This is a genomic window from Blastococcus saxobsidens, assembly GCF_002938435.1.
Taxonomy (GTDB): Bacteria; Actinomycetota; Actinomycetes; order Mycobacteriales; family Geodermatophilaceae; genus Blastococcus; species Blastococcus saxobsidens.
In genome coordinates this window covers 1-22,863 of sequence record NZ_POQT01000018.1, presented here as the reverse complement: position 1 = coordinate 22,863, position 22,863 = coordinate 1, and the positions used below count along the sequence as shown (strand labels likewise).

Below are 22,863 nucleotides of genomic sequence, written 5' to 3'. Positions count from 1 at the left end.
CGCCCCGGTCGCCGGCGCCCCACAGGGCGGCACGGCGGTGCAGGTCGCGCAGCGCGCCCCGGCGCCGGCCGGGCGGCGCCGCGGGTGCACCGGGGGTGGAGCCCGGACGGGTGTGCGCGGGAAGGTGCCACGCCAGGTACTCGCCCTGCTCGCCGGCGCCCCACAGCGCGACCCGGCGGACGAGGCCGCGGACGCCGCCCAGGGGCCGGCGCACGCGGTCGGGGACCACCACGACCCGGGGGACCGGGACGGCGGGGACCCGGGCGCTCCGGGCCCGCGGCGCCGGCTGCACCGAGCGCAGCGGGCCGGGTCGCCCGGCCGTGCGGTGCGTCGCGGAACGCTGCCGCGGCCGGACGCCGTCGGCGCGGTCGAGGACGTCGATCAGCCCCGCCAGCGTGCTCGTCGCGGCGCGGCCGCCGGGCTCGGGGGAGACGTGAGCCGACGCCGGCCGGGGGGCCCGCGTGGTGCTGCTCATGTCGCCTCCTCAAGTCATGTCCGCGGCCGGGGAAGGTGTCGCGGACAAGGAGAAAACTAGGGAACTCCAGAGCCGCGGAGCCGTTCCTCCGACCCTCCTCCGGAGCCGCGTGACCGAACCGTTGCGGGGCCGCTCCGGACCGGTCGGTCACCCCCTCCCCGCGCCGGGCCCTTGTCGACAAGCACCCGGTTCCTGAGCGTGGAGAGGCGCGCGGGGAGGGACGGTCATGTCCGGGACCCTCCGGTGCGCCCGGCGTGTCGGGAGCGGCTGCCGGCCGTCGTCCAGGCCGCCGACGTCGGCATCCCCGACCAGCTGTTCAGCCTGGTGGCGCTGATCGCGGTGGCCAACGGGGCGCTGCTCACGATGATCATGGCCAGCCGGCTGGTGTTCGGCATGGCCGAGCAGCGGCTCCTCCCCCGCCTGCGGGGCCGGGTGCTGCCCGGTCGCCGCACGCCCTGGGTGGCGACCGTGCTCACCACCGTGGTGGCGATGGGCCTGACGCTGGTCGGCGACCTGGGCGACCTCGCCAACGCCGTCGTCCTGCTCCTGGTCTTCCTCAGCACCGACGTCGCGGTGCTGGTGCTGGTGCTGCGCCGCGACCGGGTGGAGCAGGAGCACTTCCGCGCGCCGGCGGTCCTGCCGGTGCTGGCGATCGCCTCCTGCCTGCTGCTGCTCTGGCAGCAGGAGGGCCGCACCTGGCTGCTGGCCGGCGCCGAGCTGGCGGTGGGCGTGCTGCTCTACCTGCTGGCCCGGGCACCCTGGTGGTCCCGGGTCGACGCACCGGCCCCGGAGACGGCCGGCTCCGCCCGCTGACCCTGCTGGCAGGATGCGCCGGTGACCGAGCGCATCCCCCTGGTGATCGACACCGACCCCGGCATCGACGACGCCCTCGCCGTCCTGCTCGCTCTGGCCAGTCCCGAGGTGGACCTGCGGCTGGTCACCACGGTGCACGGCAACGTGGGGCTCGAGCAGGTCACGGAGAACGCCCTGCGGGTGCTGCACCTGGCCGGCCGGTCGGACGTGCCGGTGGCCGTGGGCGCGCGGGCCTCGCTCATCCATCCCCAGCCGGAGCGGGCCGGCCACGTGCACGGCGCGGCCGGCCTGGGCGGGGTCGAGCTGCCGCCGTCACCGACCGCCGTGGACCCGCGGCCGGCGGTCGTCGCGCTGGCCGAGCTGCTGATGTCCTCGCCCACCCCGGTGACGGTGGCGGCCATCGGTCCGCTGACGAACGTCGCGCTGCTGCTGGCCGTCTTCCCGGAGGCCGCGGCCCGCATCGGGCGACTGGTGGTGATGGGCGGTTCCGCGGGGTGCGGCGGCAACGTGACGGCCGCGGCCGAGTTCAACATCTGGTCCGACCCGGAGGCCGCGCAGGCGGTGTTCGGCGCGGACCTGCCCACGGTGATGGTGGGGCTGGACGTCACCCTGCCCACGGTGCTCACCGAGGAGGGCATCGCCCGCTTCGCGGCCGCCGGGCCGGTCGGCCGGACCGCCGCGGCCATCCTGCAGCAGTACGTCGACCACGCGAAGGACGTCTACGGGACGCCGGGCGTCGTCGTGCACGACGCGCTGGCCCTCACCGAGGCCATCGTCCCGGGCACCCTCGGCACGGTGCGCCGCGACGTCGTCGTCGACACCACGCTGGGTGCCGGCCGGGGGGCAGACGCTGGTCGACCGCCGGTCGGTCTCCTCCTCGGCGACCGCGGTGGAGGTGGCCGAGACGGTGGACCCGGAGACGGCGGTGGAGTTCCTGGTGCAGCGGCTGTGCCGGCTGGACCCCCGCCTCTGACCTGCGTCAGGCCCCCTCCTGCACGCCCTCCACGATGCCGGTGGCGATCTCCCGCAGCTTTCGGTTGTAGCGCTGCGAGGCCTGCCGCAGGATCTCGAAGGCCTGCTCGGGGGTGCAGTGCCGCTGGGCCATGAGGACCCCCTTGGCCTGCTCGATGACCGCCCGCGACTCCATGGCGATGCGCATGTTGCGGGCCTGGTCGACCAGCTGCGCGTGCGCGTCGGCGTTGGCCACGGCGACCGCGATCGTCTCCGCGACCTCGAGCCCGGCGGCCAGCGACTCGGGGGAGGCGAAGGCCGTCGGCTTCGTCGAGTAGACGTTCAGCGCCCCGATGGAGGAGCCCTGGTAGGGCAGCGGCACCGACAGCGAGCTGCGGACGTCCGTCTCCCGTAGCACCCGGGCGACGTAGTCGGGCCAGCGCTGCTCGGTGCGCATGTCGTCGATGCGCAGCACCACCCCGCCGCGGCCGGCGTCGACGCAGGGGCCGTGGCCCTGCGCGTACTGCAGCTCGTCGGCGGCCAGGGCCATCTCGCCGGAGTAGGCAGCGGTGAAGGCCTTGTCGTCGCGGATCAGCGTGCTGGACACCGCCTCCGCACCGGGGATGGCGCCGGCCGCGATACCGGTGATGTCACCGAGCACGTCGGACAGCTCACGGCCGGCGAAGGCGACCCGGCTGAGCTGGCGCAAGACGTCGTCCACCAGGCCATTGTGCCCGTCCGGTCGCCCGTCCCTCGCCCGGCTTCGCGCGCCGGGCACCGATCGGTCAGGATGGTCCCTGCCGGAACGGGGGAGGGCCCGTCCTGCTGCCCCTGCACACACTCGGGCCGCGCCAGGGACAGGACCAGACGCGAGAGGAAGCGATGGCCGACGAGCTGGCCCACGACGCGTGGCCTTGCGCGCCCGTCCCCTCCGTACCCGGTGACGTCTGGCACTGGCAGCTGGAGGCCATGCACGTGGTCTCCCGGGTGCGGTCGGACCTCCGCGCGCGCATCGCCCACCCGTCGGTCTCCGCCGCCTCCACCGAGGACGCGCGCGACGGGCTGCTCCTGGTGTTCGAGGAGCTGGCCTCGAACGCGCTGCGGCACGGTGGCGGCGACGTGCGCGCCCTCGTCGTCGCCGGCCCGGCCGGCTGGCTGCTCGACCTCAGCGACGAGGCGCCGGACAGCCCTCCGGTGCCGGCCGTCGACCGCGACCCGGCACTCGGGGGCATGGGCCTGCACCTGGTCGCCCAGCTGTCCACCGGCTACGGCTGGGAGAAGCGCCCCGGCCGCAAGCACGTGTGGGCGCTGCTGCCGACGGGCCGGGAGACCACCCAGCCGCTGCGCGAGCGGCTGCCGGAGCAGCGCTCCCCCGGGCTGTAGCCCCGACGCCTCAGCGCGCGGCGGCCGCCACCGCCGCGCAGAAGCGCTCGGCGTCGCGCTCCACCTCCGCCATCGGCGCGAGCAGCTCCTCCTCGGCCACCTCCCGGACGGCGGCCGTCAACCGCCGCTCGGCCGTCCGGGCGCGCCGTCGCGCACCGATGGCCACCAGGGGCCGGCACACCAGGGCGAGCAGCAGCCCGGCCAGCAGGCCCCCGGCCACCAGCAGCGTGGGCAGCGGGACGCCCTCCACGCGGGGCAGCGGCAGGACGTCGTCCAGCTGGAAGAAGCCGAGGAGCACGAGACCGAGCAGCCACACCACGCCGATGAGGGCGGCCACGAGCAGCAGCCACTGCAGCCCACCCGCGGCCCGCTGCCACAACGGCACCCGCTGCGGCCCCAGGTCGGTGCCGGCCACGGCGCGGTCCAGCGAGTCGGCCAGCCGCTCCTCGGCGATGTCGGCCGTGCGTCGCAGCTCGTCCCGCCACGCCGGGGCCAGGCCCGCCCCGACGCCCTCGCGCACCGCCCGCACGGCGGTGCTGACCCGCGCGGTCTCCACCACCCCGGCCACCGGCAGCGAGCTCCGGGAGCGCTCGTCGCCCAGGTGCAGCCTGGTCAGCGGGTCGGCCCGGAGCTTCCGGGTCCAGCGCAGCAGCGGCCAGCCGGTGCGCCCGGTGCCCTCCCGGCGGGTGGACCGCTCGACGGCCGCGGTCACCGTCGGCACGCCCGCCGCGCCGGACAGGGCGTCGACGAGCTCGTCGGCGACCGGCCGGCGACCGGCAGCCGCCGGCCCGTCCGGGCAGTGCGCCGACAGCGCCGTGCCGCTGGCCCGCACGTCGGCGACCAGGCGTTCGGTGGCGGCCCGCCGGGCGGTGACCCGGCGGGCGAGCTCGCCCCGGAGCTCGGCCAGCCCGGCGCCGGTGCGGCCGGACACGGCCAGCAGCGGGGTGGCGGCCAGGCCCTCCCGGTCGAGCAGCCCGCGCAGGTCTGCCAGGCAGGCCCGGGCGGACTGCTCGTCCAGCCGGTCCACCTGGTTGAGGACCACCAGCAGCACCCCGGCGTGCCCGGCCAGCGGCACGAGGTAGCGCTCGTGCACCGCGGCGTCGGCGTACTTCTGCGGGTCCAGCACCCAGACCAGCACGTCGACCAGGCCGACGAGCCGGTCGACCTCGAGCCGGTGTTCCAGCCGCACGCTGTCGTGGTCGGGCAGGTCGAGCAGGACCAGGCCGTCCAGGGCCGGCTCCGGCTCCCGCCGGTGCCGCCGGGGGACCTCCAGCCAGTCGAGCAGCCGGTCGGTGTCCTCGCCGGCACCCCACACCGTGGCGTGCGCGACGCCGGTGGTGGGCCGCCGCACCCCCGGCGTGCTGACCTCGCTGCCCGACAGCGCGTTGAACAGGGTGGACTTGCCACTGCCCGTGGCGCCGGCCAGCGCCACCACGGTGGCGTCGCCCAGCGCCTCGCGGGCGCCGGCCTTGGCCAGCACCGAGCGCGCCGCGGCGACCTCGGGGACGTCCAGCCGCTCCTCGGCGACCTCGACCGCCTCGCGCAGCGACGCCAGCCGCTCGGTCAGGGGACGATCGGCCTTCCGCCTCACGCCGCCGCCCGCCGCGCCTCGGCCAGGCCCGCCACCGCGGCCCGCAGCTCGTCGGCCGCCGAGGCGGACGGGGCGACGTCGAGCACCAGGTCGTCGAAGCGGCCCTGCTCGTAGCGGAGCAGTCCCTCGGCCCGCTCGCGCAGGTCCGCGCGCGCCTGCTCGGCCAGCGCACGGACCGCGGCGTCGCCGAAGACCGCCTCCAGCACGCGCTGGCCCACCACGCTGGTCCCACCGGCGACGGCGACCTCCCCGCCGAGCAGACCCCCGGTCTGGGCGAAGACGGCGATCATCACCACGGCGCCGGCACCGTTGATCCCCCAGGACAGCAGCCGAGCCCGGGACCGCTTGTCCGCCCCCTGGTCGCGGACCAGGTCCAGCACCGTCCCCTGCCAGTCGCGCACCTGGGCCGCGGCCGCCTCGGGGAAGTCCGGGGACACCCGGGCCAGCTCCTGGTCCGCGCCGGCGATCAGCGGAGGGCCCGCGGCCAGCGCCCGCCAGGCGGTCACCGTGCGCTCGGCCGCGCGATCGGCCTCGGCGCGGAACAGCGCCTCGACGTTGCTCTCCAGCGCTCCCGTCAGGCTCTCGACCGGCGCCGGCCGCCCGGTGAGGGCGGCGGTGACGCGGTCGCGCAGCCGGCCCACCCGGTCCTGGAGGGACCGCATCCACTCCCCGGTGCCGACGAACTCCTGCCAGCGGGCCAGCACCTCACCGCGGAGCAGGCTGCCGTCCCGCACGCCCTGGTCCACGCCATCGAGGGCGGCGTCGTAGGACGCCGCCGCGGCGGACCGCAGGGCGCCTGCGGCCGCCTCCTGCTCCTCCACCGCCGCCACCAGTGCGGCGGTGCGCTGCTGGAGGCTCTCGAGGGCACCTGTCAGGGTCTGCCGCACGACGGCGCCCCGCTCCTCCTGGTCGGCGGCCAGGCCGTAGAGCCACGCCCGCAACGGGGCCACCTGCGCCTCCGGGAGCCTGCCGTCGACCAGCCCGCCCTCCTCGACCACGAACAGCCGGGCACCGGGCAGCCCCGCCCGGTCGAGCATCCCCGCGAGGTCCGCGGTGATCTCCGCGGCCGCCTCCGGTGGCACCCGGTCCAGGACGACGGCCAGCGCCGTCCCCCGCTCCTGCGCCGTCCGCAGCACGTCCCACGGCACCGCGTCGGCGTACCGGGCCGCCGTCGTCACGAAGACCCACAGGTCCGCGGCGGCCAGCAGCTGGGCGGCCAGGTCGCGGTTGGACTCGACCACCGAGTCGACGTCCGGGGCGTCGAGCAGCGCCACCCCGGGCGGGACGTCGTCGCGGACGACGAGCCGCACCGTCCCGGGACCACCGTCGCCCCCGGTCACCCGGGCCAGGCCGGGCAGCACGCGGTCCCCGGAGAAGCTCGCCGCGTCCGCCGGGGAGCACACCAGCACCGGGGCGCGGGTCGTGGGCCGGAGCACGCCGGCGGTGGTCACCGACGAGCCGACCAGGCTGTTGACGAGCGTGGACTTGCCGGCCCCGGTCGAGCCGCCGATGACGGTGAGCAGCGGGGCGCCGAGGTCGCGCAGCCGCGGGAGCAGGTAGTCGTCGATCTGGTCGGTGACCCCGCGCGCGGCCCGCACCGCGGCGTCGCGCCCGGGCGTGGCGAGCCCCAGGGGGGCGGCGGCCAGCCGGTCCCGCAGAGCCGTGAGTGCCTCGGGCAGGTCGAGCGGAGGTGCGGTCACCCTGCTGCACTGCCCCGCGAGGGCCCTGGCTACCCGCTCACTCCGCCAGGCGGGCCCGCTCCTCGCGCAGCGCCTGGAAGACCCGGCGCCGGATGCGGTCCTGGTCCTTCTCCTCGATCTGGATGAACCGGATGCTCATGGACCAGCGCGTGCCCCGGATCTGGATGCGGATGACCTCGCCCCTGGCCCGCAGCGGGGCGTCCTCGAAGGCGATCGCCAGCCCGAAGGTCGTCCCGGGCTCCGGTGGCAGCCCGAAGCCCTCGAACTGCGCCCGGGCACCGTTCTCGCTGAGATCGGCCGTCTCGCCGGTGAGCTGCACGCCCCCGAACTCCGCCTCCACGGGGAGGACCAGCCGGCCGCGCACCGCCTCCCGGCGCTGGCGGTGCTCGGCCGGGCCGGTGGCCGTCAGGCGCCACCGGATCACCGCGCCCTGCTCGACGTCGGTCACCTCCGCCGGCACCGCACGGTGGCCATCGGCCGTCTTCCAGTAGACCTCGACCAGGTCACCGACCTTCGCCACCGACTGGCCGACGTACTCGCCGGTGGACGGCCGGACGGAGATGACTCCTTCGTGGACGATCTCCACCCGCGCCGTCACCGACGTGTCGACGCCGGTCAGCCGGATGTCGACCTCGGACTGCTCGGGCGGGTGGTCGACGCCGGGAACGCTGCTCATGGGTCCTCTCCGATCCGGTGCGTGCACCGGCTCTCCCGCCGTGGCACCTGCCCGGTGGGGAACGGTAACCGGCGCCCGCCCACCTCCGCCGCCCCGCCCCGGCGACTCGCCGGGGCGGCACGCCGGTCGCAGGGGCCGGTCGTTGCTGGTCGCCGGCGCTCAGCCCGCCGGCTGGGGGACGGGACGGGCAGCGGCCGGCGTGGCCGGCCGCTGGCCCGCCCCGACGGCGTTGCGGGTCTCCTTGGCGCGGTAGAGCTGCTCGTCGGCGCGGGACATCAGCTCCAGCGGGTAGGCGTCGTCCCCGCTCGCGGCCGAGACCCCGAGCGACAGGCTGATCTCCCCCGGCTCGAAGCCGTCCGGCTGCAGCGTGCGGGCCGCGCGGCGCAGCTGCTCGGCGACCTCTGCCGCGCGCGCCGCGTCGGCCCCCGGCATGAGGACGGCGAGCTCGTCACCGCCCAGTCGCGCGACCAGGTCACCGCCGCGCACCCGGGCCGACAGCAGGGCCGCGACGGCGCGCAGCGCGGCGTCGCCGCCCGCGTGGCCGTGCCGGTCGTTGACGTCCTTGAAGTGGTCCAGGTCGACCAGCACCACGCTCAGGGCCCCGCCGCGGGCACGGGCCTGCGTGCACATCGCCGCCAGCTCGGCGTCCCAGCGGCGGCGGTTGGCCAGGCCGGTGAGCGGGTCCTCGTGGCTGAGCCGGTCCAGCTGGGCGAGCAGCACGCCGGTGCGCTGCTGCTCCCGCTCCAGCCGGACCCGGGTGGAGATCTCACGGACGTGGAGGGCGTACCGCCGCAGGTGCGTCAGCATGGCGATGACCGAGGCGGTGCCGACGAACATCGTGACCGCCACGAGGTCGGCGGCCCGGAGGTCGTCCCAGTGCAGGACCGAGATGCCCAGGCAGGCCCACGACAGGCCGATGGTGGCCCCGGTCCAGCGTGGCCGGGCCACCATGATGCAGCCGCTGCCGTAGATGGCCAGGGTGAAGCCGAGCAGGTAGTACTGCCGATCGGGGACCACCGTGAGCATCCAGGCGATCGCGATCTGGATGACGGCCAGGACCAGCAGGGCGAGCCCCTCCGGCCGCCGCCGTCCGACGGGCCACCGCCACAGCGCGACGAGGGCGACCAGCATGGGGACCTCGACCAGGAGGCGCACCGCCAGCAGCGCGTGCGCGTGCTCCGGGGCCGACAGGTGGTCGACCGCCGTCCAGGCGGGCATCACCAGCACGCCCACCCAGCACAGCAGCAGCCCCGCGGTCCGCCCCGTCCCCGCCAGCTCGGCGGCGAGGTCGTCGTTGGTCGCGGCGAGGGCGGACACCGAGGGGGTGGCCTCCCGTGCGCCGCGCTCGCTGCGGCCGGACGGTGCCGACGCCGGGGACGACGCCGCCGGCAGCACGTCGCCCCGGCGCAGCACCGCCTCGAGGCGTTCGATCAGCATCCACCGCACACGTGGTTGATCGGCAGCGCCCCGGGATTCCTGAGGATCCGCCCGCCGGCCCACCCGGCCGGGTGAGCGGAGGGTGACCCGTGCGGCCGGGGCGGAGCGGCCCTCCGTGCGGTCAGCCGCCCCGGCGGGCCGCGAACGCCGCCACGAACTCGCGCAGGCTGCGGGTGGGCCGCAGCCAGGCACCGTCCGGGGGCAGCGCATCCAGGCGGACCCGGTCGAGCGGCTCGACGAATGCGCCCGGGACGTCCTCGATGTCGATGAACTCGAGCAGGTCCGAGCTGATGGCGTAGCCGGCGACCTCGCTGAAGGCCACGACGACGACCTGCACGCCGTCGCGGACCAGGTCCTCCAGGGGCTCGGCGAAGTTGCGCCCGTCGCCGGAGAAGACCACCAGGCGCCGCAGCCGGTGGCTGTGCGCCCGGACGGCGATGTGGTCGAGCATGTCCTGGTCGATGTCGTCGTCGGGCTGGGTCTTCGGTCGTGCGAACACCGAGAACCCGAACCCGCGCAGCGCCTCGACCCACCGCTGCAGCGAACCCGGCTGCGGCGGGATGTTGGCGAAGACGCAAGCCTCCACCTCGGGCGCGCCCGGGGCGTCGGAAAGCCCACCGGCCCCCTCGACGAACCAGGCCGCGATCGCGTCGAACCGGGGGCGGGAGGCAGGGGTGGGCCGCGCGCCGATGACCGTCGAGAGGGTCATGTCGATGTTCGGGGCGTCCCAGATGAGCAGGTCCAGCGAGGGGCGCGACTGCCCGTCGCCGACCGCGGGCAGCGGCTCACCACTGACGTCGGCCACGGCCTCGGAGGTGTCCAGCACGGGACCAGTCTGCCCGTCGGCGCCCGGGGACGCGTCCAGGGGCGGCGCGGCGTCGGCCGGTCGCGGCGGGCCGACGGGTGAGGTCGCCCGCCGCACGCGGCGGCGGACGTTCACCGGCTCGCGGGGACGGCGCCACCGGAGACGGCCATCGCGCAGAGGTCACCGCCCTGCCGCTGCACCTCGCGCACCCACTCCCGCAGGCGGTCGGCCGGCATCGGGTGGCCGAGCAGCCAGCCCTGCGCCAGGTCGCAACCGGCCTCGCGCACCAGGCGCAGGTGCTCGGGGGTCTCGATCCCCTCGGCCACGGACCGGATGCCCAGCGTCCGGGTGAGCCCGACGATCGCCGCGAGCACGGCCCCGGTGTCGCCGACCGACACGCGCTCGGCGGCGGCGATCAGGGAGCGGTCGATCTTGAGGGTGCCGATGGGCAGCGAGAAGAGCTGCGCCAGCGAGGACCAGCCGGTGCCGAAGTCGTCGATCGCGACGCGGACGCCGAAGCGGCGCAGCACCGCGAGCTGGTCCTCCGCCCGCGTCGGGTCCTCCGCCACGCTGGTCTCGGTGAGCTCCAGGACGAGCTGGTCGGCGGGGAGCCCCGACTGCTGCAGCGCCACGCGGACGTCGCGCACGAGCGTCTCGGCGGAGAAGTGCCGGGCACTCACGTTGACCGACATCCTCAGCGCCATCCCGTCGGCGGCCCACTCCGCCGCCCGTCGGGTGGTCTCGCGCAGCAGCCACCGGGTGATCGGGATGATCTGGCCCGTCTCCTCGGCGACGGACAGGAACGTGTCCGGGGAGAGCAGGCCGCGCTCGGGGTGCTGCCAGCGCACCAGGGCCTCGACGCCCTCGATCTGGCCCGTGTCCAGGCGCACGACGGGCTGGTAGTGCACCACCAGCTGGTCGATCGCGTCCCCGCGCAGCTTCGTCGCCACCTCCAGCCGCCAGCGGGCGGCCTCCCGCAGCGACGGGGAGAACAGGTGCACCCGGTCCCGCCCGGAGCTCTTGGCCGCGAACATCGCGGCGTCGGCGTCGCTGAGGAGGTGGTGGGCGTCGCGGACGTCGGACCGGGCCACCGCGACACCGATGCTGGCGCTCAGCGGGACCGAGATCTCGCCGGCCGAGAACGGCTGGGCGAACACCGTCTGCAGCCGGAAGGCCAGCGCCGCCGCCTCCGAGGCGTCGCAGCCGTGGGCGAGCACGACGAACTGGTCGCCGCCCAGGCGCGCCACCGTGTCCCCCGGCCGGATCTCCTGCGACAGCCGTCCGCCGACCTGCCGCAGCAGCTCGTCGCCGATCTGGTGGCCGAGGGAGTCGTTGATCGTCTTGAAGCCGTCCAGGTCGAGCATGAGCAGCGCGCCGGCGATGCGTCCGGGCACGGCCAGCGCCTCACCGGCGAGCTCCAGCAGCCGTGCCCGGTTCGGCAGCCCGGTGAGGTCGTCGTGCCGGACCTTCCAGACCAGCTCCTCCCGGGCCCGCACCTGCTCGGTCACGTCCAGATGGGTGATGACCACCCGGCCCGCGGCGTCGACGCGGGTGGCGTGCAGGTGGAACCAACCCTGCCCCGCCAGCATCTGGCAGGAGTAGTCCCACTGGAAGGTGCCGTCGCCGCCGGGCTCCGTGCCCGCCAGCAGCGGCTCCAGCCCGGCGACCAGCTCCGCGTGCGTCTTCGGATCCAGCCCGCGCGACATGACCATCAGGTAGTCCTCGCCCAGCCGGCTGGGGAGCACCTGGTCCGGCAGCGCCGCGGCGTTGCTGCTCCACGCCCGGTTGGTGGAGAGGATCCGCCCGTCGCGGCCCACCAGCACGGTGGGCGAGGGCAGCGCCTCCAGGACGGCGGTCAGCTGACGGACCTGCGCGTCCCGTTCCTCGTCGCTGCGCCGGCGGAGGTCGATGTCGCGGAAGAGCACCACGGCGCCGCTGGGATCGGGGAAGATCCGGACCTCGAACCAGCGACCCACCGGCTCGTAGAAGAACTGGAACTCCCGGGACCGGCCGTCGTCCAGCACCTTGCGGTACTGCTCCTCGGCCAGCGAGCCGCGCAGCGCCGGGAAGGCGTCCCCGGCGTTGCGCCCCAGCAGCTCGGCCGCCCGGTGACCGAGCAGCCGCTCGGCTGCGGGGTTGAGGTAGGTGAAGCGGCCCGAGGGGTCGAGGCGGTAGACCGCGTCCGGCACGCCGCCCAACGGGTCGGGCCGGCTCCCGGGGGGCCGGACGTCACCTGGTTGCACGCTGCCCGCTCTCGTCCACTCGTCCTGTCCGCACCTGCGGACCCGGGCACCGGCTCCCTCCGGTGAGATACCGGGCAGCCGCGAACCGCTCCCGAGGGTAACGGTCCGGAGCACTCCTCAGCGCTCCGCGACGCCACTCCGTCCGACGATGCCGGTCACCGGCGTGCCGGCCGGGAGCGTGCCGAGGACGGTGCCCCCCTCCCCGACCAGGCGAGAGGCGCAGAACGCGTCGGCGACCTCCGCCGGGGCGTACCGCAGCAGCAGCGAGCCCTGCAGGCACAACGCCAGCTGACCGGCGATGCGACGGGCCCGGAACGGCAACCCCTCCCGGTCGCCGAGCTCGGCGGCCAGCCGCTTCACCGCGTCGTCGAAGCGCCGATCGGCGCCGCGCGCCAGCTCCAGCTCCGCGGTGATGGCGGCCAGGGACTCCCCCGAGCGCTCCAGGGCCCGCAGCACGTCGAGCGCGATGACGTTGCCCGAGCCTTCCCAGATCGAGTTCAGCGGCGCCTGCCGGTAGAGGCGGGGCAGGCCGGAGTCCTCGACGTAGCCGTTGCCGCCCAGCACCTCCATGGCCTCGGCGACGACGCCCGGCGAGCGCTTGCACACCCAGTACTTCGCCGCGGCGCCGGCCAGCCGCAGGAACGCCGCCTCGCCGGAGTCCACCGCCGCGGCCAGCCGGATCGCCAGCGCCGTGGCGGCCTCGCTCTCCACCGCCAGGTCGGCCAGGACGTTCTGCATCAGGGGCTGCTCGACCAACCGGGCCCCGAACACGGACCGGTGCCGGGCGTGGTGGATCGCCTGGGTGAGGGCCGCACGGACCGTGGCCGCCGAGCCGAGCACGCAGTCGAGGCGGGTCATGTTGACCATCTCGATGATGGCCGGGACGCCCCGGCCGGGCTCGCCGACCAGCCAGCCGGTCGTGCCGTCGAACTCCACCTCGCTCGAGGCGTTCGACCGGTCTCCGAGCTTGTCCTTCAGACGTTGCACGTGGAACACGTTGCGGCTGCCGTCGGGGAGCACCCGGGGGACGGCGAAGCAGGAGACGCCCTCGTCCAGCTGGGCGAGCACCAGGAACAGATCGCTCATCGGCGCGCTGGTGAACCACTTGTGCCCGGTGAGCGCGTAGCTGCCGTCGGAACGGGCGACGGCGCGGGTGGTGTTGGCCCGCACGTCCGAGCCACCCTGCTTCTCGGTCATGCCCATGCCGGCGATCAGCCCGACCTTGCCGGTGGGCTCGGCGAGCCCGAACTCGTACGCCCGCGCGGTGAGGCCGGGCTCGTAGCGAGCCGCCAGCTCGGGCGTCCGGCGCAGCGCGGGGACGACGGCGTAGGTCATGGTCACCGGGCAGCCGTGGCCCATCTCGACCTGGGTCCACCCGACGTAGCCGACCGCCCGCCGCACGTGTGCGTGGGGGGAGGGGTCGACCCACGGCGCGCCGGCCAGGCCGTTCTCGACAGCCGTGCGCATCAGCTCGTGCCAGTACGGGTGGAACTCCACCTCGTCGATCCGGTGGCCGTACCGGTCGTGGGTCCGGAGCCGCGGCGGGTTCTCGTTGGCCACCCGGCCCCACTCCTGGGCCTGTTCGCTGCCGGCGATCCGGCCCAGCTCGCCGAGCGAGCCGAGCGTGGCGGCGTCGGCGTGACGGATGCAGGCCTCGGCCAGTGCGGCGTCACCGCCGATCGGGTCGTGCCCGATCAGCGGCGGGACCTGGTTGGTGACCTGGTGGGTTGCCGGCATGGGCGCACCGTACGTGGGGGGATCACGCTCCCGGCGCGGACGGCGCCCACGCGCCGCTGGGCCGTGACCGGCCGGTGCGCAGCGCTCGTGGGTAACGGAACCCGTCACTCTCCGCCATCCCCCTGTCCCGCAATGAGTTGTGACACGCCGCACACCAATTCGGCGGCACAGCACCATCTGGTCAGCGGACGGACCCGTCCATAACGTCCGCGCCATGTCACGGACCGCAGCGCTCGAGGGTGGCCGACAGCCGCTCTCGGCGCGCCGGCCGTGGCTCCGGCGCGTGCTCGCCACCTGCTTCCTCGGGGCGGGCGTCTACGCCGGGATCGCCGTCGGCACCGACGACGCCGCCCGCGCCGAGGAGACCCCGGCGGCGACCTCCGCCCCCACGTCCGCGGAGGCGAGCGGCTCCGGAGACGGGAACGCCACGGGCTCCGAAGGGACGACGACCTCCGGCTCCAGCAACTCCAGCTCTACCAGCACGTCGTCCACCTCGTCGACCACGAGCTCGTCGTCCTCCACGACGACGACCTCCTCTGGATCCGGCACGTCGACGACGTCGACCACGTCGCGCTCGTACTCCTCGACCACCACGGAGGGGTCGGGGGACTCGCCGGAGACGGGCACCGCCTCGACGGACGGTGCGGACAGCAGCACCAGCTCCACGGAGGCCGGCCCGCCCAGAGCCACGAGCACGACGACGACCGCGACCGGCACGACCGGCGACACCGCGGGCACGACGACCAGCACGACGACCAGCACGGCGGCGCGCACGGCGACCAGCACGGCCGGCGACCCCGCCACCACGACGACCACGACGACCACGCCGACCACGCCGACGACGCACGGCGCGGCCACGGGCGGGGCCCCGGCCGGTCAGGAACGGACGACCCCCATCTGTGATGCCGGCGCCACCTCGCCGGCCACCGCCTGCGGGTCCCTGCCGGCCGGCACGGCCACAGCGGTCGGGCCCACCCCGTCCGCCGCCGACTGCGGCCCGGTGCCGACGGTCACCACGGTGCACCGCGCCGAGAGCCCCGTCGTCGCGCCGGCCGCCCGCCCGACGGCGCTCACCACGTCGCTGGCCGCGGTGCAGCCGGCGACGGCAGCGGGCCCGGCGGAGACGCCGCTCAGCGCTCCCGCGCCGCTCCCCCCGTACACCGCGCCGGCAGCCGCCTTCAGCGGCCTGACGGCCTGCAGCGGCCAGACCGCCGCCCCGGGCGTCCCGGGCACCGGCTCGGCCCCGGCGGTCGCCGTCCTGCACGCGGTGTCGGACATCTCCAGCGAACCGAGCAGCAACGAGCGCACGGCGCCGGTGGCGGGATCGACCGCCACCTCGGCGACCGACCCCGCCACCCGGCCGGACTGACGCGCCGCCTTCGCGGCCCGCGCTGTCCCCAGGTGTGCCACGGGGGGCACATCACCGACCAAGTGCAGCCGCCCCGCTCGTTCCACCCATCCATCCACCCGCGCGCCCTGTCCTACCCGTTCGCGGCGCGCACACCCACGAAGGACACGCACCATGAGACGATCCGTACGCAACGGCCTGGCCGTTGCAGGAATGGCCGGAGGACTTCTCTTCCTCGGCCAGGCGGTCGCCAGCGCCGAGGAAGGCACCAACAACGCCTCGGCCGGCAACGACGCCAGCACCAGCGCCGACGCCTCCAACAGCTCCTCCACCGACACCACGGGCGGCAGCGGCGGCGACGACGGCAACGGCGGTGACGCCACCAGCGACACCACCCAGGACAGCACGGCCCGGAACGACGTCGACAACACCGCCACGACGGGGGACGTCGACGCCCAGGGTGGCCACTCGTACGTCGTCGTGTTCGCCGGTAACGGCAACACGGTCGACGCCGAGAGCGACGACGAGGGCGACGTCGACGCCTCGCAGAACGTCTCCAACGAGGTCGACGTCGCATCCCACGGCGGCAACGCCGACGTCAGCGGCAGCAACAACGCCTCGGCCGGCAACGGCGCCACCAACCACGCCAGCGCCTCCAACGACTCCGACACCGACACCACGGGCGGCAGCGGCGGCGACGAGGGCAACGGCGGCGACGCGGACAGCGACACCGACCAGGACAGCCGGGCCCGGAACGACGTCGACAACGACGCCACCTCCGGGAACATCAACGCCCACGGTGGCGACTCGGGTGTCTTCGTGGTCGCGGGCGACGGGAACGAGCTCTTCGCCACCAGCGACGACGAGGGCGACGTCGACGCCTCGCAGGACATCTCCAACGAGGTCGACGTCGCATCCCACGCCGGTGACGCCGCGGTCTGGGGCAGCAACAACGCCTCGGCCGGCAACGGCGCCACCAACCAGGCCAGCGCCTCCAACGACTCCGACACCGACACCACGGGCGGCAGCGGCGGCGACGAGGGCAACGGCGGCGACGCGGACAGCGACACCGACCAGGACAGCCGGGCCCGGAACGACGTCGACAACGACGCCACCTCCGGGAACATCAACGCCCACGGTGGCGACTCGGGTGTCTTCGTGGCCGCGGGCAACGGGAACGAGCTCTACGCCACCAGCGACGACGAGGGCGACGTCGACGCCTCGCAGGACATCTCCAACGAGGTCGACGTCGCATCCCACGCCGGTGACGCCGCGGTCTGGGGCAGCAACAACGCCTCGGCCGGCAACGGCGCCACCAACCACGCCAGCGCCTCCAACGACTCCGACACCGACACCACGGGCGGCAGCGGCGGCGACGAGGGCAACGGCGGCGACGCGGACAGCGACACCGACCAGGACAGCCGGGCCCGGAACGACGTCGACAACGACGCCACCTCCGGGAACATCGACGTCAGGGGCGGGGACTCGATCATCGAGGTCATCGTCGGCAACGACAACACGCTCACCTGCATCTCCGAGGAGGGCGACGTCGACTGCGAGCAGCACATCACCAACATCGTCAACATCATCTCGATCGCCGGTGGTGCCGATGTGGTCTGCTCGAACAACGCCTCGGCCGGTGGCCACGGCTGGGTCTGCTACCCGAAGCCGGCTGACAAGCCTGCCGAGCAGCCCGTCCAGCAGCCCGTCCAGCAGCCGGCGAACCCGCCGGCCGCGCAGCCCGTGCACCACGCGGCTCCCGCTCCGGTGCACGCCGTCAAGGCAGCCCCGGCGCACGCCGTCAAGGCCGCTCCGGCCGCCTACCGGGCGCCGGTGCAGCAGAACACGATGTCCCAGCCCGCTGGGCAGCTCGCCTACACCGGGTCCGACGTCTCCGCTCCGCTCGCCCTGGGCCTCCTCGCCCTGGGTCTGGGTGGGGCACTGACGCTGGCCGGTCGCCGTCGCTCCACCACGACGGTCTGATCCACCGGCCCGCCGTCCTGTGCACCCCGGGCGGCGGGCCGGGCTCCATCCCACGACGCCGCCTGCCGGGCAACCCCCGGCAGGCGGCGTCGGCACCATCCGGCACGACGAGACGAAGGCCGCGGAATGAGCGCACTCGACCAGGACGTCCGGCCGGGACCGACCCGGGCCGCCGGGACGCCGCCGCGTCGCCGGGAGGTGGGGCGCACGCTGCTCCGCGGCACCGGGCAGACGCTGCTCACCATCGGCCTGGTCGCGCTGCTGTTCGTGGGCTACGAGCTGTGGGTGACCGATCTGCTCGCTGCGCGCCAGCAGGACCGGCTCAGCGAGCAGATCCAGGACCGGTGGGCCGACGACCCCACGGTCACGGCGCCGGTCGCGCCGGCGCCCGACGGGTCCCCCGCCCCGGCGCCCGCACCCGCGCCGATCGACGTCGCCGTCGGGGAGCCGTTCGCCGTCCTGCACATCCCACGCCTGGGCGCGGACTACGCGCGGGTCGTCGTCGAGGGGACGGCCCAGGTCCAGCTCGCCCAGGGCCCGGGCCACTACCTCGGGACGGCTATGCCCGGTGAGCAGGGCAACGTCGCCCTCGCCGGTCACCGCGTCGGGCGGGGTTCCCCGTTCCTCGACCTGGACCTGCTGCGCCCCGGCGACCCGATCGTGGTGGACACCGCCGACACGTGGTTCGTCTACCGCGTCCTCGGCGGGCCCGGGGACCAGGACTTCACCGGCGATCCCAGCGGCATCCCCGGCCGCCGGATCGTCCGGCCCACCGACACCAGTGTCCTGTCGCCCACCCCGGGCGGCCCGGCGGATGGACCGGCCACCGGCGCCTTCCTGACCCTGACCACGTGCCACCCGAAGTACTCCGCCGAGCAGCGGCTGATCATCCACGCCGGTCTGGACGGGGCGCCGTTGAGCAAGGCCACCGCGCCCGACGGCCCGCCGGCGCTGCTCGGGTGACGCCGCCGGCCTAGCGGACGAGCCGGTGCAGCGCCCACTGCGCCAGGGGCGCGTAACCGAGGACCAGGGGCACCGGGCCGGTGGTCCGCAGGCCGGTGGTGGTGCCGCCGTCCGGGCCGTCGGTGACCCAGTGGTGCAGCCGCATCCGGAGCGGGCCGGCACCGACCGTCCACGACCACGAGCGGGCAACCGGGTCGACCGCCTCGATGGTGAACGGCAGCGGGACGCCCAGGCCGCGGACCCGGCCACGGGCACCGGCGGTGAGCTCGCGCTGCGGGCAGTCGACCCCGGTGATCTGCGGCGCCCAGTCCGGCCACCGGTCGAGCAGCCGGTACCGCTCCCAGACCTCAGCCGGGGGCAGCGGCCCGGTAGCGTGCAGCGTCGTCGTCGTCATGCCGGCGGACCGCCGAGCAGCAGCTCCCTCAACAGGTGCAGCGCCATCGTGACGGAGCGGTCCCGCACCGCCGACCGGCTGCCGTGCAGGCCCAGCGCTCGCTCGGCGACGGCGCCGTCGGGGCCCACCACGCACAGGTGCACGGTGCCTACGGGCTTGGCATCGGTGCCGCCACCCGGCCCGGCGACGCCGGTGATGCCCACCCCGAGGTCCGCGCCGAACCGGGCGCGGGCCCCGTCCGCCAGCGCGCGGGCGACCTCGGGGCTCACGGCGCCGTGCTCGGCCAGCACGGCGCGGGGCACCCCGAGCAGCTCCTCCTTCGCCCCGTTCGCGTACGCGGTGACGCCGCCCAGCACGTAGGTGGACGACCCGGGCCGCTCGGTGAGGCGGGCGGCCAGCAGCCCACCGGTGCACGACTCGCCGGTGGCGATGGTCAGGCCGCGCTCGGCGAGTGCCGCCGCGACCAGCTCGTCGAGCGTGGGTCCGGTCGAGAACACCGTCGAGGCGTACTCCCGGCCGAGCAGACCGGCGAACCGGTCGTAGGCCGGCTGCGCCTGCGCGGGGAAGCGGGTGACGATCTCCAGCTCGCCCTCGCGCAGGCAGGTGGTGATCTCCAGGTCGGCGAGCTCCGCCTCCATCTCCCGCAGGGTGGCCGCCAGCTGCGCCTCCAGGGTGCCCCAGAGCCGCAGGGTCTCCTGCCGGAGCTCCGCGGCACCGGCCAGCACGGCGCCGACGGCGGGCGCCGCCACGGCCGCCGGCCACATGCCGCGCAGCTCGCCCGGCGGGCCGGGGAGCACGACCACCGGCGGTCCCGCGCGCCCGTCGGCCGGCGGGACGACGAGGCCGGGCGCGGTGCCGACCGGCTCCAGCACCGTGGCCCCGGCGGGGACCGTCGCCTGCTTGCGGACCCCGGCCGCCGTCGCCGCCGGGTCCGCGACCCAGCCGCGGCGGGCCATCAGCCGCTCGACCACCGCGGCCACCCGCCCCTCGAGAGCCGGGTCGACCGCGGACGGACGGCCCTGGAACTCCGCCACCACCTGCGCGGTCAGGTCGTCGGCAGTGGGCCCGAGCCCACCGGTGGTGATGAGCAGCTCGGTGCCGAGCCCGGCCAGGAAGGAGAGGGTGGCGCGCAGGTCCTCCGGCCGGTCCCCCACCACCACGACGTGCCCGACGTCCAGACCCAGGCGGCGCAGCTGCTCGGCCAGCCAGGGGCCGTTGCGGTCGGGTACCCGCCCGGTGAGCACCTCGGTACCGGTGACGACGATGCCGGCGCGCGTGACCACGGCCCGACCCTAGGTCGGCCGACCCGGAACGGCAGGACCGGGAGCCGAATCCCCGTCACCCGACCGGGGCGCCCCGGTGCCGGAGCCCGCTGCCGCCGATAGCGTCAGGACCGAAGAGCACCGACCGGCGACCCGCCGGACCCGCGAGGAGGCACCGTGAGCACGCCGACCGACCCGCAGTTCCCTGACGCCCCCGCCGGCCCTCCCCCGTCGTCGACCCAGGAGATCCCCGTGGTGACGCCGGCCGCGCCCGCCGGCGCGACCTCGGTGCAGCAGCTGCCGCCCCCGTCGTCGCCGGCTCCGCCGCCGACCGCGCCGCAGGCCGCGCCGGCGCCCGAGCACCCGGCGTACAGGGAGACCGGCCCGGTCGGTTTCGTGCCGGGGCTGCCCGGGGCCGGCACCCCGCCGCCCCCGCCACCGGGCGCCTCCTGGCCGCAGTCGTTGGAGAACGACGATGCCCCCAAGGCCGCGCGCGCCCCCCGGGACCGGGCGGCGCTCGCCGCCGGTGGCCTGGTGCTGGTGTCCCTGGTCCTGCTGCAGCTGGGCCTGTCGCTCGAGTTCGGCACCGAGTCGTTCTGGTCGGCCGTCCCGCTGTGGTCGGCGTTCGCCACCGTGTGCGTCGTCCTGGGTCTCGCGGCCGTCGCGGAGCTGATCCCGGGGGGGCGCCGGCTCGCCGGTTCCGGCTGGGCCGTCGCCGCCGCCGGGCTCGTCGGCCTGGCCGTCTTCTGGGTGCTCGTCGTGCTGCCCGACGCCGACAGCGACCGCGGCTTCCTGCTCACCGCCGCGCTCGGCGCCCTCGGTGCCGCGCTGTGGCTGCGGGCAGGCCGGCGCAGCGCCTGACCCGTCCGGCGAGGTGGGAGCGGGGCCGTCCCTGCGGCTCGGCCCCCGCAGCTCAGCCCCGGCCGCCGCCCCCGCGGCCGTTGCCGTTCCCGTTGCCCGCGTTGCCGTTCCCGTTGGCGGCGCCGCTGCCGGCGGGCGGACCACCGTTGCCGTTGCCGTTCCCGTTCGCGCTGCCGTTCCCGGGGAGAACGGCGTCGTCCGCCTCCTCCGCGGGGGACACGGCCATCGTCGGGACCGGTGCCGGGACGGGCTCGGGAGCGGGCGCCGTGGTCGGCGTCGTGGTCGGCGGCGGCGCCACGGCGTAGGCGAGGGTGACCACCGTGCCCGGCGGCAGCGCGCCCACCGGGCTGACCGCGACCACCTGCCCGGCCGGCACCTCCGCGGTCTCCTGCGCCGTGCGCGCGACGCCCAGCCCGCGACCGGTCAGCTCGTCCTCCACCTCGTCCACCGGGCGGCCCACGGCGTCCTCGGCCCGCACCACGACCGGTTCGGGGCTCTCGGCCTCGGCCTGGGCGACCGGGGTCACCGGCGCGTCACCCCAGACCTGCAGCGCGGCGCCCCCGAGGCCGACGCCGACCACGAGGGCGGCCACCGGCGCCAGCAGGCGTCGCGCGAGCGGCCGCGGGCGCTCGCCGGCAGCGACGAAGGGGCGGGTGTCGCCGGCGGTCGGCACCGGCGGCAGCGAGCGGCCGGCGCGCACGTCGACGACGGCGTCACGGAACGCGGCGCCGTCCGGGAAGCGCTCCGCCGGGTCCTTGAGCAGTGCCCGGTCGATCAGCGTGCGCACCGGCTCGGGGAGGTCGCCCGGGAGCGGGGCGGGCATCTCGCGCAGGTGCCGGAGCGCGATCTGCACGGAGTTGTCGCCGTCGAAGGCCCGGTGCCCGGCCAGGCACTCGTAGCCGATCATGCCCAGCGCGTAGACGTCGCTGGCCGGGCCGGCCTTCTGCCCGGCCGCCTGCTCCGGCGAGAGGTAGTGCGCGGTCCCGACGAGCTGCCCGGTCTGGGTGAGCGGGGCGCTGCCGGCCGACCAGGCGATGCCGAAGTCGGTGATCTTCACGACCCCGTCCCGGCCGACCAGCACGTTGCCCGGTTTCACGTCCCGGTGGACCAGCCCGGCGGCGTGCGCGGCAGCCAGCCCGGCGGCGGTCTGACCGAGGACGTCCAGCGTGCGCCGCACGTCCAGCCGGCCCTCCCGGGCCAGCAGCTGCGCCAGGGACTCACCCTCCACCAGCTCCATCACCAGGTAGGCGAGGTGCTCGCCGTCCTCGGCCGGGGTCTCGCCGTAGTCGAACAGGGCGGCGATGTTCCGGTCGGTCAGCACCGCGGCGTGCTGGGCCTCGGCACGGAACCTGGCCAGGAAGGTGGCGTCGCCGGTGTACTCGCTGCGCAGCACCTTCAACGCGACCGGGCGCCGGAGGAGCGTGTCCCGGGCCCGCCACACCTGCCCCATGCCCCCGGTCGCCAGCAGCGCGAGCAACTCGTACCGGCCGCCCAGCAGCGAGGCCCCGGCCGGGCCGGCGCCCCGGATCACGGCTCCGTCGGCGACGTGGACGTCGGGGTCGCGGTCTCCGTCGGCGTTCCCGTCGGCTCGGCGGTGGTGGTCGGTGCCGCGGTGGTGGTCGCTGCGGCGGTGGTGGTCGGTGCCGCGGCCGTCGTCGTGGTGGGTGCGGGCGGCGTGGTGGTGGGGGCGGGCGCCTGCTCCGTCACCGGCGCCTCCTCGGTCGGCTCCGCGGACCGGGGAACCTGCGGGTCGACGGCGGCACCGGTCACGGCCGACCCCCCACCGCCACTGCGCTGCTGGGAAGCGGCCGCGTAGTGGACGACCACCCGGTCGCCGGCCCGGAGCTGCCGCCCCGCCGGCTCGACCCCGGTGACGCGGTCGGGGATGACGTCGTCACGCACCTCGGCGCGGACGGTGACGTTGAGCCCGAGCGTGGTGAGCCGGTCGGTGACCTCACCGACCGGACGGCCGAGGTAGTCGTCCTCGGACAGCACGAAGCTGCCGCTGACCGGCTGCTCGGCCGCCGCCGCGGTGGACGACGGCGGCCCCTGGGTGAGCGACTGCAGCAGGGCGGCGGTGATGCCGGCGCCGGCCAGCAGCCCCATGAACGGCAGCAGGACGACGGCCACCCGGTTGCGCCGGGGGGCGGCCGGGGGGCCGGTCGTGCCCGGGCGCGTGCCGGGGCCTTCCGGGCGGGCGGAGGCCGCCCGGCGACGGGGCCGGCGGGCGGCGCCGGCGAC

18 protein-coding genes and 2 pseudogenes are annotated in these 22,863 nt (G+C 75.9%); 7 read left to right on the top strand and 13 right to left on the bottom strand.

Annotated features, from left to right (window positions below):
* Window positions 1-718 precede the first annotated feature (718 nt).
* Together C5507_RS12260 and C5507_RS12255 are read left to right on the top strand one after the other, a co-directional pair.
* On the top strand, window positions 719-1,288 hold the full coding sequence (locus tag C5507_RS12260; RefSeq protein ID WP_242611252.1) for an APC family permease: 570 nt from the start codon (window positions 719-721) through the stop codon (window positions 1,286-1,288).
* A gap of 21 nt (window positions 1,289-1,309) precedes the next feature.
* Window positions 1,310-2,074 (top strand): annotated as a pseudogene (locus C5507_RS12255) (nucleoside hydrolase); the annotation flags it as partial.
* 193 nt (window positions 2,075-2,267) lie between these two features.
* Here the strand turns inward: C5507_RS12255 and C5507_RS12250 are convergent.
* On the bottom strand, window positions 2,268-2,960 hold the full coding sequence (locus C5507_RS12250; protein ID WP_104528810.1) for a GAF and ANTAR domain-containing protein: 693 nt from the start codon (window positions 2,958-2,960) through the stop codon (window positions 2,268-2,270).
* Window positions 2,961-3,121: 161 nt separating this feature from the next.
* Here C5507_RS12250 and C5507_RS12245 point away from each other — a divergent pair, with 161 nt between their 5' ends.
* A complete protein-coding gene (locus C5507_RS12245; protein ID WP_104528809.1) occupies window positions 3,122-3,622 on the top strand; it encodes an ATP-binding protein in 501 nt (166 codons plus the stop codon).
* A gap of 10 nt (window positions 3,623-3,632) precedes the next feature.
* Here C5507_RS12245 and C5507_RS12240 read toward each other — a convergent pair whose 3' ends face one another.
* The 8 genes from C5507_RS12240 to C5507_RS12205 all read right to left on the bottom strand — a co-directional run bounded on the left by C5507_RS12240 (window position 3,633) and on the right by C5507_RS12205 (window position 14,669).
* Window positions 3,633-5,213 carry a GTPase gene (locus tag C5507_RS12240; protein ID WP_104528808.1) on the bottom strand — a complete coding sequence of 527 codons (1,581 nt, stop codon included), beginning with the start codon at window positions 5,211-5,213 and terminating at the stop codon, window positions 3,633-3,635.
* The gene (locus C5507_RS12235) at window positions 5,210-6,913 is read right to left on the bottom strand and encodes a P-loop NTPase family protein (protein ID WP_104528807.1); all 1,704 of its coding nucleotides are present in this window, start codon (window positions 6,911-6,913) and stop codon (window positions 5,210-5,212) included. The genes C5507_RS12240 and C5507_RS12235 overlap by 4 nt, the downstream gene beginning before the upstream one ends.
* 37 nt (window positions 6,914-6,950) lie before the next feature.
* Complete coding sequence (locus C5507_RS12230; protein WP_104528806.1) at window positions 6,951-7,589, bottom strand: PilZ domain-containing protein; 639 nt, start codon at window positions 7,587-7,589, stop codon at window positions 6,951-6,953.
* A gap of 159 nt (window positions 7,590-7,748) precedes the next feature.
* Window positions 7,749-9,026, bottom strand: coding sequence for a GGDEF domain-containing protein (locus tag C5507_RS12225; protein ID WP_158657593.1), 1,278 nt, complete (start codon window positions 9,024-9,026; stop codon window positions 7,749-7,751).
* A gap of 121 nt (window positions 9,027-9,147) precedes the next feature.
* Window positions 9,148-9,852, bottom strand: coding sequence for an NYN domain-containing protein (locus C5507_RS12220; protein ID WP_242611251.1), 705 nt, complete (start codon window positions 9,850-9,852; stop codon window positions 9,148-9,150).
* 110 nt (window positions 9,853-9,962) lie between these two features.
* Window positions 9,963-12,020: a putative bifunctional diguanylate cyclase/phosphodiesterase gene (locus tag C5507_RS12215; RefSeq protein ID WP_104528803.1), complete on the bottom strand. Its 2,058-nt coding sequence runs from the start codon at window positions 12,018-12,020 to the stop codon at window positions 9,963-9,965.
* Between the two features lie 171 nt (window positions 12,021-12,191).
* A complete protein-coding gene (locus C5507_RS12210; protein ID WP_104528802.1) occupies window positions 12,192-13,811 on the bottom strand; it encodes an acyl-CoA dehydrogenase family protein in 1,620 nt (539 codons plus the stop codon).
* A gap of 315 nt (window positions 13,812-14,126) precedes the next feature.
* On the bottom strand, window positions 14,127-14,669 hold the full coding sequence (locus tag C5507_RS12205) for a hypothetical protein (protein ID WP_104528801.1): 543 nt from the start codon (window positions 14,667-14,669) through the stop codon (window positions 14,127-14,129).
* Window positions 14,670-14,829: 160 nt separating this feature from the next.
* Here C5507_RS12205 and C5507_RS12200 point away from each other — a divergent pair, with 160 nt between their 5' ends.
* The 3 genes from C5507_RS12200 to C5507_RS12185 all read left to right on the top strand — a co-directional run bounded on the left by C5507_RS12200 (window position 14,830) and on the right by C5507_RS12185 (window position 18,105).
* Window positions 14,830-15,180 (top strand): hypothetical protein, encoded by a 351-nt coding sequence (locus tag C5507_RS12200; protein WP_130504294.1) that lies wholly within the window; start codon window positions 14,830-14,832, stop codon window positions 15,178-15,180.
* Between the two features lie 153 nt (window positions 15,181-15,333).
* Window positions 15,334-17,142 (top strand): hypothetical protein, encoded by a 1,809-nt coding sequence (locus tag C5507_RS22315; protein ID WP_158657592.1) that lies wholly within the window; start codon window positions 15,334-15,336, stop codon window positions 17,140-17,142.
* 126 nt (window positions 17,143-17,268) lie between these two features.
* Window positions 17,269-18,105: a class E sortase gene (locus C5507_RS12185; RefSeq protein ID WP_104528799.1), complete on the top strand. Its 837-nt coding sequence runs from the start codon at window positions 17,269-17,271 to the stop codon at window positions 18,103-18,105.
* 10 nt (window positions 18,106-18,115) lie between these two features.
* Here C5507_RS12185 and C5507_RS12180 read toward each other — a convergent pair whose 3' ends face one another.
* Together C5507_RS12180 and C5507_RS12175 are read right to left on the bottom strand one after the other, a co-directional pair.
* Window positions 18,116-18,499 (bottom strand): SRPBCC family protein, encoded by a 384-nt coding sequence (locus tag C5507_RS12180; RefSeq protein WP_104528798.1) that lies wholly within the window; start codon window positions 18,497-18,499, stop codon window positions 18,116-18,118.
* The gene (locus C5507_RS12175; RefSeq protein WP_104528797.1) at window positions 18,496-19,782 is read right to left on the bottom strand and encodes a competence/damage-inducible protein A; all 1,287 of its coding nucleotides are present in this window, start codon (window positions 19,780-19,782) and stop codon (window positions 18,496-18,498) included. Before C5507_RS12175 ends, C5507_RS12180 begins: the two co-directional genes overlap by 4 nt.
* Before the next feature lie 156 nt (window positions 19,783-19,938).
* On the opposite strand from C5507_RS12175, the gene C5507_RS12170 reads away from it, so the two are divergent.
* The gene (locus tag C5507_RS12170) at window positions 19,939-20,622 is read left to right on the top strand and encodes a hypothetical protein (RefSeq protein ID WP_104528796.1); all 684 of its coding nucleotides are present in this window, start codon (window positions 19,939-19,941) and stop codon (window positions 20,620-20,622) included.
* Between the two features lie 52 nt (window positions 20,623-20,674).
* On the opposite strand, the gene C5507_RS12165 is transcribed toward C5507_RS12170, so the two are convergent.
* The gene (locus C5507_RS12165; RefSeq protein WP_242611250.1) at window positions 20,675-22,153 is read right to left on the bottom strand and encodes a protein kinase domain-containing protein; all 1,479 of its coding nucleotides are present in this window, start codon (window positions 22,151-22,153) and stop codon (window positions 20,675-20,677) included.
* A pseudogene (locus C5507_RS12160) lies at window positions 22,150-22,863 on the bottom strand (PASTA domain-containing protein); the annotation flags it as partial. The pseudogene C5507_RS12160 and the gene C5507_RS12165, both read right to left, overlap by 4 nt.

Coding starts and splice junctions, on each gene's coding strand:
- C5507_RS12245 (WP_104528809.1), top strand. CDS start 3,122: ATGGCCGACGAGCTGGCCCACGACGCGTGGCCTTGCGCGCCCGTCCCC.
- C5507_RS12230 (WP_104528806.1), bottom strand. CDS start 7,589: ATGAGCAGCGTTCCCGGCGTCGACCACCCGCCCGAGCAGTCCGAGGTC.
- C5507_RS12225 (WP_158657593.1), bottom strand. CDS start 9,026: ATGCTGATCGAACGCCTCGAGGCGGTGCTGCGCCGGGGCGACGTGCTG.
- C5507_RS12210 (WP_104528802.1), bottom strand. CDS start 13,811: ATGCCGGCAACCCACCAGGTCACCAACCAGGTCCCGCCGCTGATCGGG.
- C5507_RS22315 (WP_158657592.1), top strand. CDS start 15,334: ATGAGACGATCCGTACGCAACGGCCTGGCCGTTGCAGGAATGGCCGGA.
- C5507_RS12185 (WP_104528799.1), top strand. CDS start 17,269: ATGAGCGCACTCGACCAGGACGTCCGGCCGGGACCGACCCGGGCCGCC.
- C5507_RS12180 (WP_104528798.1), bottom strand. CDS start 18,499: ATGACGACGACGACGCTGCACGCTACCGGGCCGCTGCCCCCGGCTGAG.